13 protein-coding genes and 1 tRNA gene are annotated in these 17,165 nt (G+C 71.6%); 8 read left to right on the top strand and 6 right to left on the bottom strand.

The window, feature by feature from the left end; all coding sequences use genetic code 11:
* The first annotated feature begins 176 nt into the window (after nt 1–176).
* Nucleotides 177–2,813, top strand: a complete 2,637-nt coding sequence (gene ppdK, locus FED44_RS17775) for a pyruvate, phosphate dikinase (protein ID WP_138461349.1) — start codon at nt 177–179, stop codon at nt 2,811–2,813.
* A 150-nt stretch (nt 2,814–2,963) separates the two neighbouring features.
* Nucleotides 2,964–4,859 carry a M14 family zinc carboxypeptidase gene (locus FED44_RS17770; protein WP_244302030.1) on the top strand — a complete coding sequence of 632 codons (1,896 nt, stop codon included), beginning with the start codon at nt 2,964–2,966 and terminating at the stop codon, nt 4,857–4,859.
* Between the two features lie 48 nt (nt 4,860–4,907).
* Here FED44_RS17770 and FED44_RS17765 read toward each other — a convergent pair whose 3' ends face one another.
* Nucleotides 4,908–5,705 (bottom strand): hypothetical protein, encoded by a 798-nt coding sequence (locus tag FED44_RS17765; RefSeq protein WP_138461348.1) that lies wholly within the window; start codon nt 5,703–5,705, stop codon nt 4,908–4,910.
* 204 nt (nt 5,706–5,909) lie between these two features.
* On the opposite strand from FED44_RS17765, the gene FED44_RS17760 reads away from it, so the two are divergent.
* Nucleotides 5,910–7,208: a deoxyguanosinetriphosphate triphosphohydrolase gene (locus FED44_RS17760; protein ID WP_138461347.1), complete on the top strand. Its 1,299-nt coding sequence runs from the start codon at nt 5,910–5,912 to the stop codon at nt 7,206–7,208.
* On the opposite strand, the gene FED44_RS17755 is transcribed toward FED44_RS17760, so the two are convergent.
* Nucleotides 7,144–8,208, bottom strand: a complete 1,065-nt coding sequence (locus FED44_RS17755) for a LysR family transcriptional regulator (protein ID WP_138461346.1) — start codon at nt 8,206–8,208, stop codon at nt 7,144–7,146. The genes FED44_RS17760 and FED44_RS17755 overlap by 65 nt on opposite strands.
* A 70-nt stretch (nt 8,209–8,278) precedes the next feature.
* On the opposite strand from FED44_RS17755, the gene FED44_RS17750 reads away from it, so the two are divergent.
* Complete coding sequence (locus FED44_RS17750) at nt 8,279–9,022, top strand: SDR family oxidoreductase (protein WP_111700832.1); 744 nt, start codon at nt 8,279–8,281, stop codon at nt 9,020–9,022.
* A 49-nt stretch (nt 9,023–9,071) separates the two neighbouring features.
* Here FED44_RS17750 and FED44_RS17745 read toward each other — a convergent pair whose 3' ends face one another.
* The gene (locus tag FED44_RS17745) at nt 9,072–9,908 is read right to left on the bottom strand and encodes a M23 family metallopeptidase (protein ID WP_138461345.1); all 837 of its coding nucleotides are present in this window, start codon (nt 9,906–9,908) and stop codon (nt 9,072–9,074) included.
* Nucleotides 9,909–9,992: 84 nt separating this feature from the next.
* Here FED44_RS17745 and dnaG point away from each other — a divergent pair, with 84 nt between their 5' ends.
* From dnaG to FED44_RS17730, 3 genes are all read left to right on the top strand, one after another.
* On the top strand, nt 9,993–12,014 hold the full coding sequence (gene dnaG, locus FED44_RS17740; protein WP_138461344.1) for a DNA primase: 2,022 nt from the start codon (nt 9,993–9,995) through the stop codon (nt 12,012–12,014).
* Between the two features lie 146 nt (nt 12,015–12,160).
* Nucleotides 12,161–13,300: an RNA polymerase sigma factor RpoD gene (gene rpoD / locus FED44_RS17735; RefSeq protein ID WP_204283337.1), complete on the top strand. Its 1,140-nt coding sequence runs from the start codon at nt 12,161–12,163 to the stop codon at nt 13,298–13,300.
* A 229-nt stretch (nt 13,301–13,529) separates the two neighbouring features.
* Nucleotides 13,530–14,033: a hypothetical protein gene (locus tag FED44_RS17730; protein WP_244302028.1), complete on the top strand. Its 504-nt coding sequence runs from the start codon at nt 13,530–13,532 to the stop codon at nt 14,031–14,033.
* Nucleotides 14,034–14,148: 115 nt separating this feature from the next.
* Here the strand turns inward: FED44_RS17730 and FED44_RS17725 are convergent, their stop codons facing one another.
* Complete coding sequence (locus tag FED44_RS17725; RefSeq protein ID WP_117410106.1) at nt 14,149–14,442, bottom strand: YtxH domain-containing protein; 294 nt, start codon at nt 14,440–14,442, stop codon at nt 14,149–14,151.
* A 245-nt stretch (nt 14,443–14,687) separates the two neighbouring features.
* Here FED44_RS17725 and FED44_RS17720 point away from each other — a divergent pair.
* Nucleotides 14,688–14,760 (top strand) — tRNA-Asn (locus FED44_RS17720).
* 299 nt (nt 14,761–15,059) lie between these two features.
* Here FED44_RS17720 and FED44_RS17715 read toward each other — a convergent pair.
* Nucleotides 15,060–15,860, bottom strand: coding sequence for an alpha/beta fold hydrolase (locus tag FED44_RS17715; RefSeq protein WP_117410108.1), 801 nt, complete (start codon nt 15,858–15,860; stop codon nt 15,060–15,062).
* A gap of 31 nt (nt 15,861–15,891) precedes the next feature.
* Entirely contained in the window at nt 15,892–17,124 is a 1,233-nt protein-coding gene (locus FED44_RS17710; protein WP_138461342.1) for an MFS transporter, read from the bottom strand.
* Between the last annotated feature and the right edge of the window lie 41 nt (nt 17,125–17,165).

The following is a 17,165-nucleotide window of genomic DNA, read 5'->3' as shown; positions in this document are numbered from 1 at the left end:
GTATGAACCATTGCCGCGGTCCCGTAAAAATCAATTGGATTAGACCTCTGCGGCCTCGTCTACCTGGGTAAACGGTATGTGAGGCAGAGGGTGACGGTTGAGGATGATTTTCCCCGGTACAGTCCAGTTGCAGGCAGCTTCGAGGGCTTTTGCGGCAGTTCAGAAGGGAGCGTCGGATGCCGAAGTATGTTTACGGATTCACCGAGGGCAACAAGGACCTCAAGGACCTGCTCGGCGGCAAGGGCGCCAATCTGGCGGAAATGACCAACATCGGCCTGCCCGTGCCTCCCGGCTTCACCATCACCACCGAGGCGTGCCGCCACTACCTGCGGCACGGCGCCATGCCCGGCGGGCTGGAGGAGGAGGTCGGCGAGTACCTCGCCGCCCTGGAGGCGCGCATGGGCAAGCGTCTCGGCCAGGCGGACGACCCCCTGCTCGTCAGTGTCAGGTCGGGGGCCAGGTTCTCGATGCCCGGCATGATGGAGACCGTCCTCAACATCGGCCTGAACGACGACTCGGTCCTCGGGCTGGCCAAGCAGTCGGGCAACGACCGCTTCGCCTGGGACTCCTACCGCCGGCTGATCCAGATGTTCGGCAGGACGGTGCTGGGCATCGACGGCGAGTCGTTCGAGGACGCGATGGACGACCTCAAGGGCGACCGGGACGACACCGAACTCGAAACGGCCGACCTGCAACGGCTGGTCGAGACCTTCAAGGGCATCGTCCGCACCCGGGCCGGCCGGGACTTCCCCGCCGACCCCCGCGAGCAGATGGACCTCGCCGTACGGGCGGTCTTCGAATCGTGGAACGCGCCCCGCGCGGTCCTCTACCGCCGTCAGGAGCGCATCCCCGCCGGCCTCGGCACCGCCGTCAACGTCGTCGCCATGGTGTTCGGCAACATGGGCCCCGACTCGGGCACCGGGGTCGCCTTCACCCGCGACCCGGGTTCGGGGCGCCGGGGGGTCTACGGCGACTACCTGCGCGACGCCCAGGGCGAGGACGTCGTCGCCGGCATCCGCAACACCGTTCCCCTGCAGGAACTGGAGACCATCAACCCGGAGGCGTACCACGAGCTGCTCGGCATCATGGCGACGCTGGAGCGGCACTACCGCGACCTGTGCGACGTCGAGTTCACGATCGAGCGCGGCAGGCTCTGGATGCTGCAGACGCGGGTCGGCAAGCGCACGGCCGAGGCCGCCTTCCGCATCGCCACCCAGCTCGTCGACGAGGGCCTCATCGACATGGACGAGGCGGTCACCCGGGTCACCGGAGACCAGCTCGCCCACCTCATGTTCCCCCGGTTCGCCGCCACGGGCGGCGGTCACCGGCTGACCACCGGCATGAACGCCTCGCCAGGGGCCGCCGCGGGCCGGGCCGTCTTCAGCTCCGAGCGGGCCGTCGAGGTGGCCGGGCGGGGCGAGGCGGTCATCCTCGTGCGACGCGAGACCAACCCCGACGACCTGGCCGGGATGATCGCGGCGCACGGCGTGCTCACCTCCCGGGGCGGCAAGACCTCGCACGCCGCCGTGGTCGCCCGCGGCATGGGCAAGACCTGCGTGTGCGGGGCAGAGGAGCTGGAGGTCGACCCGCACGCCCGCCGTTTCACCGCGCCCGGCGGGGTCGTCGTGAACGAGGGCGACCTCATCTCGATCGACGGCAGCACCGGCGCCGTCTACCTCGGGGAGGTGCCGGTGACCGCCTCGCCGGTGGCCCGCTACTTCGAAAGTGGGCTGGTCGAGGACGAACTGGTCCGGGCCGTCGACCGCGTCATGACCCACGCCGACGCCGTACGCCGGCTGGAGGTGCGGGCCAACGCCGACACCCCCGAGGACGCCGCCCGCGCCCGCCGCTTCGGCGCGCTCGGCGTCGGACTCTGCCGTACGGAGCACATGTTCCTCGGGGAGCGGCGGCGGCTCGTGGAGGACCTGATCCTGGCGCCGGGCGGCAAGGAGCGGCAGGTCGCGCTGGACGCGCTCGAACCGCTCCAGACGGCCGACTTCGCCGGCATCTTCGGGGCCATGCGCGGCCTTCCTGTGACGATCCGGCTGATCGACCCGCCGCTGCACGAGTTCCTGCCCGACCTCACCGACCTCGCCGTCCGGGTCGCCGTGGCGGGCGAGCGGGCCGGCGACCGCGACCGCAGGCTGCTGGTGGCGGTCCGGCGCCTGCACGAGCAGAACCCGATGCTCGGCCTGCGCGGCGTCCGGCTGGGCCTCGCGATCCCCGGACTGTTCGCCATGCAGGTGCGGGCCATCGCCGCCGCGGCCAGGCAGGTCGAGGGCGCGCGGGCGGAGATCATGATCCCGCTGGTCGGCGCCGTGCAGGAGCTGGAGATCGTCCGGGAGGAGGCGACGGGAATCCTTGCGGAGGCGGGCGTGGAGGCGGCGATCGGCACGATGATCGAGGTGCCCCGGGCGGCGCTGACAGCCGGGCAGATCGCCGGGGCCGCCGACTTCTTCTCGTTCGGCACCAACGACCTCACCCAGATGACCTGGGGGTTCTCCCGTGACGACGTGGAGAGCGCCTTCTTCGGCAGATATCTCGACCTCGGGGTCTTCGGCGTCTCGCCGTTCGAGTCGATCGACCGGGACGGCGTCGGCCGGCTGATGCGTATCGCGGCCGAGGAGGGCAGGCGGGCCCGGCCCGGCCTGAAGCTCGGCATCTGCGGAGAGCACGGCGGCGACCCCGACTCGGTCCACTTCTGCCACGAGATCGGGCTCGACTACGTCTCCTGCTCGCCGTTCCGCGTCCCGGTGGCCCGGCTGGAGGCGGGCCGCGCCGCGCTGGCCCGCACGGGTTCCGACAGCCGGTGAGTTGAAATTCCACAGAACATCCGGACTGGTTGTGGAACATCCAGTTCATGATGCGGGTGATTCACCGGGCCGCGCGACACGGTCCGGTGAACGTTGATCCCGGCGGCCTGACTGATCACTCTACGTACCTACCGCAAGGGAGGGCGTGGAGTGAGAAGACGTCTGTACCCGCCGGCGCTGGGGATCGCGGCCGTGCTGCTCGGTGTGGTCCCCGCCGTGCTCGGCGCCGCCGCTCCGCCGGACGCCTCGGCGGCCGGACCGGCCGGATCGGCGAGGGTCGCCCCGGCGGTGCGGGCCGTCGATCCGGCGCCGTCGAGGCAGTACCAGGTGGACGGCCCCGCCGACGTCGCCCAGCGCAGCGCCGTCGCCCGTACGGGCGCCGCCATCGACGAGGTCCACGGCCGGAGCCTGGTCGTCACCGCGACGCCCCGCGAGGTCGCGGCCATCCGGGCGCTCGGGTTCAAGGTCACCGAGCTCGCCCCGCCCGCCGACGAGAGCGGGCCGCAGACCTTCGACTTCCCCTCGGGCGACTCCGGCTACCACAACTACGCCGAGCTCAGCACGCTGGTGGACCAGGTCGTCGCCGCCCATCCCGCGATCGCCCGCAGGTTCAGTTACGGCCGGTCGTACGAGGGCCGCGACATGATCGGCGTCAAGATCAGCGACAACGTGGCCACCGACGAGAGCGAGCCGGAGGTGCTGTTCACCGCGCACCAGCACGCGCGCGAGCATCTCACCGTCGAGATGGCGATCTACCTGCTGCGCCTGTTCACCGACGGGTACGGCAGCGACGCCCAGATCACCGGCCTGGTGAACACCCGGGAGATCTGGATCCTGCCCGACCTCAACCCCGACGGCGGGGAGTACGACATCGCCACCGGCTCCTACCGGTCGTGGCGCAAGAACCGCCAGCCCAACTCCGGCACCTCGAGCGTCGGCACCGACCTCAACCGCAACTGGGCCTACCGGTGGGGCTGCTGCGGCGGGTCCTCCGGCACCGCGTCCAGCGAGACCTACCGCGGCGCGGCGGCCGAGTCCGCGCCGGAGGTCAAGGCGGCCGCCGACTTCGTGCGCGGCAGGGTGGTCGGCGGCGTCCAGCAGATCAAGGCGGCCATCGACTGGCACACCTACAGCGAACTCGTCCTGTGGCCGTACGGGTACACGACGGCCGACACCGGCCCCGGCATGACGCAGGACGACCGGGACGCGCACGCCGCGCTCGGCCGCAGCATGGCGGCCACCAACGGCTACACCCCCGAGCAGGCCAGCGACCTCTACATCACCGACGGCTCCATCGACGACTGGATGTGGGGCACCTACAAGATCTTCACGTACACCTTCGAGATGTATCCCACCGGGAGCAGCCCCGGCTTCTACCCGCCCGACGAGGTCATCGACAGGGAGACCTCGCGCAACCGGGCCGCGGCGCTGCTGCTCACGCAGAACGCCGACTGCGTCTACCGGGTCATCGGCAAGGAGTCCACGTACTGCGGCACCGGCACCCCGTCCACGACCGTCTACTCCGACGACTTCGAGACCGCGACCGGCTGGACGGCGAACGCGGCGGGCACCGACACCGCGGCCTCCGGCGCCTGGGAGCGGGGCCGCCCCGCCGCGACGTCGTCGAGCGGGGCCAAGCAGCTCGGCACGCCGGTCAGCGGGAGCTACGACCTGGTCACCGGCGCGGCGGCGGGCGCGAGCGCCGGGGACTACGACATCGACGGGGGAGTGACGACGATCAGGTCGCCCGCGATCACGCTGCCGTCGTCGGGGACGCTCACGCTGTCGTTCTCCTGGTATCTCGCCCACGGGTCGAACGCCTCGCCGGACGACTACTTCCGGGTGAGGGTGATCGGCGGCACGACGAGCACGGTCGTCGAGCAGCTGGGCGCGGCCGCGAACCGGAACGGCTCGTGGAGCGTCGCCACCGCGTCGCTGACCGCCTTCGCCGGCCAGACCGTACGGATCCAGATCGAGGCGGCCGACCTGTCGGCGGCCAGCCTGGTGGAGGCCGCCGTCGACGACGTGAAGATCACGAAGAGTTAGTGCCGCACCCGACAAGATTTGCCCGGGCGGAGATTGGAGGGAGGGGCACTAGCGCCATTCCCAGCGGACGCCGCGGACGCCCGGCCGGGCGGCGGTGTCCACGACGTGGGCGGTCCCGAACGCGTCGACGCGCAGCTCACCGGCGTCCCCGGGCGGCGCCGACGCGTCCGGGGACCAGGTGTGGAAGCACCGCACCGGCAGCCGCCCGCCCGCGAACCGCACCTGCGTCAGGAACTGCTCGACCGGGTCCCGCAGGTGCAGGTCGTAGCGGTCGGCCGTCGCGGGGAACGCGGTGACGTACTCGACGACGCGGGTCTCGCCGGTGGTCAGGGGATGCGGGAAGATCAGCTCCGTCAGAGTGCCGGGGCCCGCGTCGTCGCTGCGGCCGGGGCGGCAGGACTCGGCCCGCAGCAGCCGGGCGCCTGGGGGATGGGCGACCACGTACCGGTCCACACCCGGCGCCGCGGCCCGCAGCACGACCCGGGCGCTGGCCCGGTTCCGGCGCCGGTCGGCGCCCACGACGACCTGTTCGTGGTGGCTGAGCACGGCGACCGTCTCCGGCCGCCGGCCCCGGGGACGGGGCGGCCCGAGCAGGCCGATCAGCGCGTACTCGGGCAGCGACAGGATCGTCTCCAGCTCCCGGACGGCCGCCAGGGAGGCGGCGCGCTCCGGCCGGGATCGGCCGCGCTGCCAGTAGCTGAGGCTGGACAGGCTGATGGCGACGCCGCGCTCGCGCAGCCGTGAGTGGAGGCGGTCGAGGCTCAGCCCCCGGGCGCGGATCGCCGTCCGCAGGGCCCGCTCGAAGGGTCCCGATCTGAGGACCTCCGCGAGCTCGTTGTCCACCACCTGGGCTCCTCCTCGGCAGCGAAGCCGAGTATCACCCGGCGTCGCGAATCACGGCAAGAGCGGCAATCTTCCTTCGTACTACCGGATCTGTCGTGAAACCCGACCTTCGGGGGTACGCTCCATTCCCCGCCGGATGGGGGCCGGACTCGGCCGGGACACGGCCGGGGCACGGCGGCCAGGCGAGGGCGACAGGGAGGAGGACGCATGGCCCGCTACGACGAGCACGACCAGGCACGATGGGTGCCGGAGCCGCCCGGGAACCCCGAGCGGAGCCCGTTCGAGCGCGACCGGGCGCGCGTGCTCCACAGTGCCTCGCTGCGCAGGCTCGCCGCCAAGACACAGGTGGTGGCCCCCGCCGACTACACCGGCCTGCACAGTCCCCGTACGCGGCTGACCCACTCGCTGGAGTGCGCGCAGATCGGCCGGGAGATGGGCAGGGTCCTCGGCTGCGACCCCGACCTGGTGGAGACCGCCTGCCTCGCCCACGACCTCGGGCATCCCCCCTTCGGCCACAACGGGGAGGCCGCGCTCGACGAGCTGGCAACGCCGTGCGGGGGGTTCCAGGGCAACGCCCAGAACCTGCGGCTGCTGACGCGGCTGGAGGCCAAGGTCATCACCGAGGACGGCCGCAGCGCCGGGCTCAACCTCACCCGCGCCGCGCTCGACTCGGTCTGCAAGTATCCCTGGGCCGGGTCCGCCTGCCGCGTCCCCGGCGTCCCGCTCGCCGGCGAGGGCGGGCCGTACTGCGTCTACCCCGACGACCTCGCGGTTTTCCGGTGGGTGCGGGAGGGCGCGCCCGACTACGCGATCCGCTTCGAGGCGCAGGTCATGGACTGGGCCGACGACGTGGCCTACTCGGTGCACGACCTGGAGGACGCGCTGGCCTGCGGCCACGTCACGACGGCAGAGCTGCGTGACCCGGAGGAGCGGCTGGAGGTGTGCCGACTGACCCGGGAGTGGTACGCCCCCGACGTCGATGTGGACGAACTGGCCGAGACCTTCGCGCGGCTGCTCGCCGAGCCGCTGTGGCCGGCCGACTTCGACGCCGGGCTCGCCGACCTCGCCGCGCTCAAACGGCTCACCAGCACGCTCATCGGCCGCCTCTGCCGCTCGGCCCAGGACGCCACCCGTGAGGCGTACGGCTGCCGTCCCGGGCCCGGGGGGAGAGGGGCGTGCCTGCGCTACGACGCGAACCTGGAGGTGCCGAGGACAGCCCGGCTGGAGTGCGCGCTGCTCAAGGGCGTGACGGCCCGCTACGTGATGTCGCGGGAGTCGCACCACGCCGTGCAGGCCCGGCAGCGCGAGCTCATCGCCGAGCTGGGCGACCTCGTCATGCGGGGCGCCCCCGCGACGCTGGAGCCGGCCCTGCGCCCGCAGTTCGAGCAGGCGGCCGACGACGCGGGGCGGCTGCGCGCGGTGGTCGACCAGATCGCCTCGCTCACCGACGCGTCGGCGATGGGCTGGCACCGCCGCCTGTCGGCCTCCCGCCGTCTCGTCGGCTGACCCCGGCCCACCGGTCATCCGCCACCTGGGCCGGTAGGCCCGCCGACGTGGTCTGAGCCGTTTGTGTGGCTTGCCCGGTCTGCGGCGCGGGTTCTTGTGCGGCGCCCGCCGTCCGGGTCGCCTGCGCGGCGTGCGCGGTCTCCGGGGCCGGCCGGGCTGTCCGCGCCGCTTCCGCGGCGCACCGCACGAACGCGGCCAGCGCCCGCGACCTGCTGCCCTCGGGCCAGGCGAGCACGAGAGTCGTCGGCGGCGCGTCGGCGACGGGCACGCCGACGAGGTCGTGCCGCAGGTTCGCCCGCACCGACTCGGGGACGACGGCCACCGCCCGGCCGAGCGCGATGAGATGCATCAGATGGCCGCTCTCGGCCATCCGGTAGGTGCCGTCGGGGGCGGCCCGCGGCCACCGCGGCAGCGGCTCGCGGTCCAGGTCGGCCAGCGACAGCACGGCCCGGGCGGCCAGCGGGTGCCGCCGGGGCAGCACGGCCACCTGCGCCTCCGTCAGGAGGTCCTCGAAGGCGAGGCCGGTCAGGTCCTCGCGCGGGGCGTGCATCAGGGCGGCGTCGGCCCGGCCGTCCCGCACCATCGCGCCGCGCTCCCAGGCGCTGAAGACGATGTCGACGGGCAGCGCGTCCGGCGTGGCCGCGTACGCCGTGAGGATCACGGGCAGCAGGTCGGCGTCTGCGTCCGGTTTGGCGGCCAGGACGAGGGACGGCTCGCTCCGCCCGGCCCGCCGGGTGCGGCGCACGGCCGCCGACACCGCCGCGAGCGCGGCGCGGCCCTCCCGCAGCAGCGTCTCGCCCGCCTCCGTCAGGGCGACCGTACGGCTGTCGCGATCCAGCAGCCGCGTGCCGAGGCGGCGTTCGAGCCGCTGGATCGCCCGCGACAGGGGCGGCTGGGCGATGCCGAGGCGGCGGGCCGCCCGCCCGAAGTGCAACTCCTCGGCCACCGCCACGAAGTAGGCCAGCTCCCGCGTCTCGACGCCGTCGTCACCAGCGTTCATACCGCGAGGGTATCGCCGGTGACCGAGTCGGTGTTGGGCCGCGCGCGAGGCGGGATGGTGGGCTGGGCCCATGAACGGCACTGACACCGTCGCCCTGGTCACGGGCGCGAACAAGGGAATCGGGTACGAGGCCGCCAGGCAGCTGGGCGCGCTCGGCATGACCGTGCTGCTCGGGGCGCGCGACCCGGAGCGCCGCGACGCGGCGGTCACGGCGCTCCGGGCGGAGAGCCTGGAGGTCCATCCGCTGACGCTCGACGTCGCCGACGACGAGAGCGTGCGCGCGGCCGCGGAGCGGGTGGGCGACCGCTTCGGCCGGCTCGACGTGCTCGTCAACAACGCCGGGATCTCCGGCGACGCCCGGCAGCCGCCCGGCGCGGCCGACCTCGGCGGCGTGCGCGCGGTGTTCGAGACCAACCTCTTCGGGGTCGTCCGGGTCACCGACGCCATGCTGCCGTTCCTGGCGAAGTCGGCGGCCGGACGCGTCGTCAACGTCTCCAGCGGCACGGCGTCCATGACGCACATGAACGACCCGGACCACCACTTCACCGGCATGCCGGGCAACGTGGCCTATCCCGTGTCGAAGACCGCGCTAAACGCGCTGACCGTGCAGTACGCCAAGCACCTGCGCCCGCTGGGCGTCCTCGTCAACGCCGTCGCTCCCGGCGCCTGCGACACCGACTTCGCCAGGGACCTCGGCCTGGCCTTTCCCCGTACGGCGGCGCAGGGCGCGGCGGTCGTGGTGCGGCTCGCGACGCTCGGAGCGGACGGGCCGACGGGCGGCTTCTTCGACGAGAACGGCCCGGTTCCCTGGTGAACGGTCCCCTGGTGAACGGTGCCCTGGTGAACGGCCGGGGCCGGAGGGCTCAGAGGGGGACGACCACCCGGGTGTCCTCGTCGTTGTCCTTCTTCTTGGGCGGCCGGGACTCCTCCGGGGGCGGCGAGGACTGCTGCTGCTTGGAGGCGCACAATTGCGTGCAGGGCGGCGTCGCGCCCAGCCTCTTGCGCAGCGTCAGCATGGCCTTGCGCGGGGAGACCGTGCGGTTGCCGTCGTCCCAGGCGTCGAGGTAGGGCCACGGCGGCACGATGCCCCGGCGGATCCACCAGTTCTGCGGCGCGGTCGGCCAGGAGATGGCGAAGTAGAGGTTGCTCGCGGTGTCGCGGGCGTTGCCGGAGTTGCCCACCCGGCCGAGGAGTTCCCCGGCCTTGACCTTGGCGCCCGGCTTGAGGTCCTCGTCGACCGAGTCGAGGTGGCCGCCGAGGTACAGCACGCCGTCCTCGCCCTTGACGGTGACGTACCGGCCCTCCCGGTCGGCGCCGCGGTCGGTCGAGGGAGCCCACTGGTTCTTGACGTTGACCTCCTGGACCACTCCGTCGACCGGCGACACGAACGCGCACCCCTTCTCCGCCCAGATCGTGGTCTTGGGGAGCACGAGCAGCTTGCGGGAGTACGACACCTTGCATCCCTTGACCGGGAAGGCGTACGTGTAGGGGGACATCTTCGGCGGCGGCATCCGCACGGGCTCGTCGCCCGCGGGGGGAACGGCCTGTCCGGGGTCGGAGGGAGCGGTCGCGGCCGTGATCCCGTTCGCCGGTGGCGTCGCCGGCGGCAGCGTGCTCACACCGGCGACGCCCCCGGGCGCGCCGCAGGACGCCGCGAAGAACGCGGCGCCGGTGAGGGCGGCCAGTCTCCCCGATCGCATGATCTCCACCTGGTCGACGTTACCGAACCTTTCCTTTCTAACGGACCAAGCCGGATATCACGACCGGTTCGGGAAAGTCGTGACATGTCCGCATGCCCGGACGAGGGGCGGCCCGGCCTGTCGGAGGCCGGCACTAGACTCGCCAGCGTGGCAGGGCGAAGTGGGCGGATCAGTGACGAGGACATCGCGCTCGTACGGGAGCGCTCACCGATCGCCGACGTCGTCGGCGAGCACATCCAGCTCCGCAACGCGGGCGGGGGCAACCTGAAGGGGCTGTGCCCGTTCCACGACGAGAAGTCGCCCTCCTTCAACGTGACCCCGGCCCGGGGCTACTACTACTGCTTCGGCTGCGCCGAGGGCGGCGACGTCATCACGTTCGTCCGCAAGATCGACAATCTCACGTTCGCCGAGGCCGTCGAGCGGCTCGCGCAGCGCGCCGGCATCCAGCTGCGCTACGAGCAGGGCGGCTACGTGCCGGGCCGCGAGCAGGGCGAGCGGGTGCGGCTGATCGAGGCGCACCGCGCGGCCGCCGAGTTCTACGCCGAGCGGCTGTCCGGCCCGGAGGCGGGGCCCGGGCGGCGCTTCCTGTCCGAGCGCGGCTTCGAACGGGCCGACGCCGAGCACTTCGGCGTCGGCTACGCGCCGAACGAGTGGGAGGCGCTGTCGCGGCACCTGATGGGCCGCGGGTTCACCTCACAGGAACTGATCAAGGGCGGGCTCGCCCGTGAGGGCAGGCGCGGGCCGGTCGACCGGTTCCGCGGCCGCCTCGTGTGGCCCATCCGCGACATCACCGGCGACGTCATCGGCTTCGGGGCGCGCAAGCTGCTCGACTCCGACGACGGCCCCAAATACCTGAACACCCCCGAGAGCCCGATCTACCACAAGAGCTCGGTGCTGTACGGCGTCGACCTCGCCAAGCGGGAGATCGCGCGGCGGTCGCAGGCCGTGATCGTCGAGGGGTACACCGACGTCATGGCCTGCCACCTGGCCGGTGTGCCGACCGCGGTGGCCACCTGCGGCACCTCCTTCGGCGAGGAGCACATCAAGGTGCTGCGCCGCCTGCTGCTCGACCAGGCCGAGTTCCGCGGCGAGGTCATCTTCACGTTCGACGGAGACTCCGCGGGGCAGAAGGCCGCCCTGCGTGCCTTCCAGGACGAGCAGAAGTTCGTCACGCAGACCTTCGTCGCCGTGCAGCCCGATGGTCTCGACCCCTGCGACCTGCGGGTCAAGCAGGGCGACGCCGCCGTGCGGGACCTGATCGCCGGTCGTGAGCCGCTGTTCGCCTTCGCGGTGCGCAGCGTCCTGTCCCGCTACGACCTCGACACCAACGAGGGCCGGCTGGCCGCGCTCGACGCCGCCGCGCCCATCGTGGCCTCCATCAAGGACCCCGGGCTGCGCAAGGCGTACATGGTCGACCTCGACCGCTGGCTCGGCTTCATGGACGAGGGCTTCGTCATCCGGCGCGTGCAGCAGACGGCCGGCCGGGCGCAGGAGGGCGCACGTACCCCCGGAGGGCGTGCCCAGAACGGGCAGGGCGGGCGTGCCGCGGCCGGGCAGCAGGCGGGGGCGGGACCGGCCGCGAGACCGGGCGCGGCGGGGCCCGACCCGATGGATCCCGCCGTACGGCTGGAGGCCGAGGCGCTCAAGCTCGCCGTGCAGCGGCCCGCCCTGCTCGGGCCCGAGTTCGACGCGCTCGAGCCCGACACGTTCACGCTGCCCGAGCACGTCGCGTTGTTCGGCGTCGTCGCCGCGGCCGGTGGGACCGCCGCCGGCGGCCCGGGCGGGCGCGAGTGGGTGGACCGGCTCCTGGAGCAGACGGAACCCGGGGCGGCGGGCGCGGTGCCCGGCCTCGACCTGAGGTCGCTCGTCACCCGGTTCGCGGTCGAGGCCGTGCGCGCGGACGTGAACGTCGAGGAGCGGTACGGCGCGGCCGTCCTGGCCAAGATCCAGGAGATCTCGGTCGGCCGGGCGGTCGCGCGGGTGAAGTCGCGGTTGCAGCGGCTCAACCCGGTCGACGAGCAGCAGGAGTACAACCGGCTGTTCGGCGAACTGGTGGCGCTGGAACAGCAGCGACGGGTGTTGCGGGAACGCGCGAGCGGAGCCTGAATAAGCCTCCCTTTCCAGACCGCACAGCCGCCAAACATATACTTTGATCTCGATTCGGTATTGACTTTGGCCTTACCTTGGGTGACAAAAATAGGCCTGCCGTTTAGTGGCGCCTTTCCTGCACACTGTGTTGCGTGGGTGCATCGGTGCTGCCAAGCAGGCCGCCATCGGTAGATCAGGTGGCGGACCTCGTCGCGAAGGGAAGAGAACGCGGGAGCGTCACGGTTGACGACGTGGCCGCCGCGCTCGACCGATCCGAGTTGCCGGCCGACGCGCTGGAGCGCGTCGTGCGGATGCTCGCCGAGAACGGGGTTGAGGTCCTCGAACCGCAAGGGGACGAGGAGCCCAGCAAGCCGGACGAGGAGGACGTCGGCAAACGGGCTCCGACGAGTGACCTGGTCAGGATCTACCTGCGGGAGATCGGCAGGGTCCCCCTGCTCACCGCCGAGGAGGAGGTGGAACTGGCCAAGGCCATCGAGGCCGGGCTGTTCGCGGAGGACAAGCTCTGCGAGAGCCTCGCCGCGAGGTTCGCCCGGCCGGAGCTGGAGGACCTCGTCTGGGAGGGCGTGCGCGCCAAGCAGCGGCTCATCGAGGCCAACCTCAGGCTCGTGGTCTCGATCGCCAAGCGATACGTGGGCCGCGGAATGCTGTTCCTGGATCTGATCCAGGAAGGCAATCTCGGATTGATCCGCGCGGTGGAGAAATTCGATTACACGAAGGGTTACAAGTTCTCCACGTACGCGACATGGTGGATTCGCCAGGCGATCACCCGGGCGATCGCGGATCAGGCGAGAACGATCCGCATTCCCGTCCACATGGTGGAGACGATCAACAAACTGGTCCGCGTGCAGCGTCAGCTTCACCAGGACCTCGGCCGGGAGCCGGCCCCCGAGGAGATCGCCGCCGAGATGGACCTGCCCATCGACCGGGTGGTGGAGATCCAGCGCATCGCGCAGGAGCCGGTCTCGCTCCAGGCGCCGATCGGTGAGGAGGACTCCGACCTCGGCGACTTCATCGAGGACGCCGACGCCGTGGTGCCGATGGAGGCGGCCGCCTTCATCATGCTGCAGGACCAGCTCGACGACATCCTGGCCACGCTGTCGGAGCGCGAGCAGCGGATCATCCAGCTCCGGTTCGGCCTCGCCGACGGCCACCCCCGCACGCTGGAGGAGGTCGGCCGCGAGTTCGGCGTGACCCGGGAGCGCATCCGCCAGATCGAGTCCAAGACGCTGGCCAAGCTGCGTCACCCCACCCGGGCGCAGATGCTCAAGGACTACCTGGACTGACGCCGTCGTCACGCGGACGAGCGCCCTCCGGTCCCGGCGGCTTGGGGCCGAGGAGGGCGCTCGTCCGCGTCATGCCCCTTGTGCGAACCGCTCCGGACTCGCTCCCGGCCCCGCGACCGGACGGGGTTCACCCGCCGGATCGGGTCGCTCCCGGCCCTGCGACCGGGACGGGTCCGGCCGCCGGATAGCCTGCGGGTGGTAACGGTCGTCGTCCGCTGGCGGTGTTCCCTTGACTGCATCCAGGCCCTCCCTGTCCCGCCTGTTCGGCTCCCGCCTGCCCCGTGAGGTCCGTACGGCGCTCGCGCTCGAAGGCGGCGAGCGCCCGATCAGCCACGCGCGTACGGCGGAGGGCGGATACGCGGTCGCCACCACCCGGGCGATGCACCTGCCCGGCGGGCCGCGCCTGCCCTGGCACCTGATGGACAAGGCCGTGTGGGACGAGGAGGGCGTCACGGTCACGATGACCGACGGAGCCGCCCACCGGGTCGTCCTGCCCGAGCCCGGGCGGCTGCCGGAGGCGATCCGGGAGCGGGTCACCTCGACGGTCGTCGCGAGCCGCCACGTGACCATCGACGGCCGCGGGGGAGTGCGCCTGGTCGCCCGCCGCGTCCCCGGCTACGACACCCCGCGCTGGGAGTTCATCTTCGATCCCGGGCTCGACGCGACGGATCCGGGCCTGCGCGCCCACGCCGAGCAGGCGCTCGAGGAGATGCGGCGCAGCCTCGGCGTCTGAGGCACATCAGGACGACGAAGCGGCGGCCTCCCGGCAGGTGCCGGGAGGCCGCCGCTTCGTCGTCCGATACCGCCCAGCCGATGGGCGGCCGGTTCCGGGGGAATCCTCGGTGGACTCAGTCGGTGCCGGGCCCCGGCCAGCCGGTTGCCGCGCCCACCCTGTCGGGCCTGTCGGACTCCCAGGTGTCCGTCCTCTTCAGGAACGGCACCTTGTCACCCGCCAGATCCTTGGCCTTGCCCGCCACCTTCGAGGCCTGCGCGCCGACCAGTCCCGCCGCCTCCTGCACCGTGGGGCTGTCCGCGAACCGCTGCGTGAAACGCTTGATCTGCTCGTAGCGTTCGCGCCCGGCCCGCGTGCCGAGGACGTAGCCGACGGCCAGCCCGGTGGCGAACATCGCCTTGTATCGCATCTTCCACCTCCGCGCTCGTGTTCCACGCCCCTCTACCCCGAGGGCCTGTCTCTATCCAACAGCAGAGGTCCCGGCCCTGCTCCAGTGGGCCCCGCGGCCCGGCGCCGCACTCTTTGCCGTACGACGATCAGGAGCGGGGGACACGTGGACGTATTCGATGTGACAGGCACCCCCCAGAGTGCGCTAATCTAGTTCCGCGCCGCAAGGAAAGCCGAAAGGCCGGAACGAGCGGAGCAGAGTTTCGATCCCGTGTAGCTCAATCGGCAGAGCAGCCGGCTGTTAACCGGCAGGTTATAGGTTCGAGTCCTATCGCGGGAGCTCATCACTCCGGAGGCCGGTGATCACAGATCACCGGCCTCCGGTGGTTTTCCGCACCCGTCGTACGGAACGGCGGAGGGCTTGTGGGCAGGGGGTCAGGGCAGGAGCTTGGGCTCGTGCGCCTCGATCAGATCCTTTGGCGCGGTCAGCAGCCACGCCTCGGTGACGAGTTCGAAGAGCTCATCTGGGAATGCGTTGGGCGGCCGCGCTTGCGGTTGCCGAGGCGCCCGCTCGCGCGCATCGTCTTGGAGATCCGGTTTGGTGTCGCTCCTGGCTCGGGGTGGCCGTGACCGGGAGTGTCAGGCGAGGAACTTCTCGATCGTCATGATGAGCTCGTCCGGCTTCTCCATCGCCGCGGCGTGGCCGCAATCCAGTTCCACGTAGTCGCTGCCTGGGATCGCGTCGCGGAACTCGCGGGCGTACCGTACGGGAACCAGCTGGTCCTGCCGCATGCCGAGGACCAGCGTGGGACACTCGATCTTCCGCACGTAGTCGCTGATGTCCAGCCGGTTGATGAGCTCGAGCAGGGCGATCAGTCCCTCGGACGGCATCAGCCCGGAACGCAGCCGGAGCCGCTCGCTCGCGCTCATCGAGTCGATGAACGTGTCCGAGACCACGTGCAGGAGTGTGAACTCGGCGAAGGCGTCCGGGTCCAGTTCGGCCAGGCGCAGCCAGGTGCGCATGAGCAGGCGTTGCCACGGCCGGCGGTAGTGCACGAACCCGCCGAGGACGACCATGCGGCGCACGAGCTCCGGTCGCTTGCCGGCCAGGGCGGCGGCGACGACGGCGCCCGTGGAGATTCCGAAGAGGTCCACCGGGCCGCGCGCGGCGGCCTCTACCACACCCGCCACCTGATCGACCAGCATGTCGACGTCCACCTCGCCCTCGGGGAGCGGGGTGAGGCTGCTGCCCGAGTAGCCCGGTACGATCGCGCTGCGGTGCTGCGTGAAGTGCTCGAGCAGGGTGGCGAAGCTGGTCTCCGGGTGCCCGGTGCCGCCGTGGATGAGGACGAGCTCCGGCCCCGGTCCCTCTCCCGCGACGTGGTAGCCGACGGGGATGCCGGAGACGTCGATACTTCGCTGCGTCGTCGTGGTCAACATGCGCTTTCCATCCCGTTCTCTCGACAGGCGGTCACTTCGCGGTGGTCGCCACCATGCCGGTCTCATCGGCGGCCTGCTCGCCGCCCTCCCGGCCCGCCCGGGACAGCCACCAGGTGAGCAACGCCGCCAGCGCGGCGAAGCCCGCGGCGACCGGCAGGAGGACGGCGGAGCCGGTCGCGGTGAGGAGGCCCGCTCCGATGACGCTGGACAGGAACTGGCCGAGGTATCCGGTGGAGGTGTTCAGCGAGGTCACCAGCGACGTGCCCCCAGGTGGCGCGTACGCGATGATGCGGTGCTGCTGCGGCCCGATGACCGAGTAGGACACGACGCCGCTGAGCGCCTCGGCGATCACCACGAGGACGAAGACGTCCCGGATCGGCAGCATGATCAGGAACACCGCGGCGACGCCCAGCGTGGCGCCGATGACGACGCGGCGCGGGCCGTACCGGTCGGCCAGCGAGCCGGCCGTCAGGTTGCCGGCCGTGGCGGCGATGCCGAACACCAGCAGCAGGAGCGCGAGGCCGGATTCGTGCCCATGGAGCGCCGGCGCGAAGACCGCGCTCATGTACGTGAAGGGCAGGAAGATACCGATGAACGCCAGCAGGGTGACGATCAGGATCCGCAGCACCCGCCAGTCGGTCAGCGGTGTGATGCGCTGCCGCAGCGTTGCCTTCTGATCGAGTTTGATCGGCGGGAGCAGCACGGTGAGGACGATCGCGACGACGGCGGCGACCACGGCGACGAACCAGATCGCCTTCTGCCAGCCCCACGCTCCGCCGATGAGGGTGCCCAGCGGGGCGCCGAGCACCAGCGACAGCGTCGCCCCGGCGGTCACCATTGAGATGGCCCGGCCCCGCTGCTGGTCGCCGGCGAGATGCGCGGCCGTGGCCACGGCGCTCGCCACGAACAGCGCCGCGCCGCACCCGGCCAGCACGCGGGATGCGAGGACCAGACCGTAGACGTGCGCCGACGCGGTCACGGCGTTGCCGACGGCCAGCAGCGCGACACCGGTCACGAGGACCCGGCGCCGGGGCCACAGGCCCGTGAGCGTGGCGAGGATCGGGCCCAGCAGCGCGTAGGAGAAAGCGAAGACGCTGACCAGCTGACCGGCCGCGGCGGTACTGACGTGCAGCGTTTGTTGGATCTTCGGAAGGAGACCCACGATGATGAATCCGTCAGTTCCGACGACGAATGTCCCGAGTGTCAGAACCGCAGTCCGCGCCCGCCAGGGAAGCTCTCCTGAGGTCTTTCCGGTCTCGGTCATCGCGTTATCACACCCAGCGCAGACAATGGCTTTCCTCGTAT

The organism is Microbispora triticiradicis (genome assembly GCF_005864065.1).
In the GTDB taxonomy this organism is placed as follows: Bacteria; Actinomycetota; Actinomycetes; order Streptosporangiales; family Streptosporangiaceae; genus Microbispora; species Microbispora triticiradicis.
The sequence above is the reverse complement of the archived record's forward strand: the minus strand, read 5'-3'. Positions and strand labels throughout refer to the sequence as shown.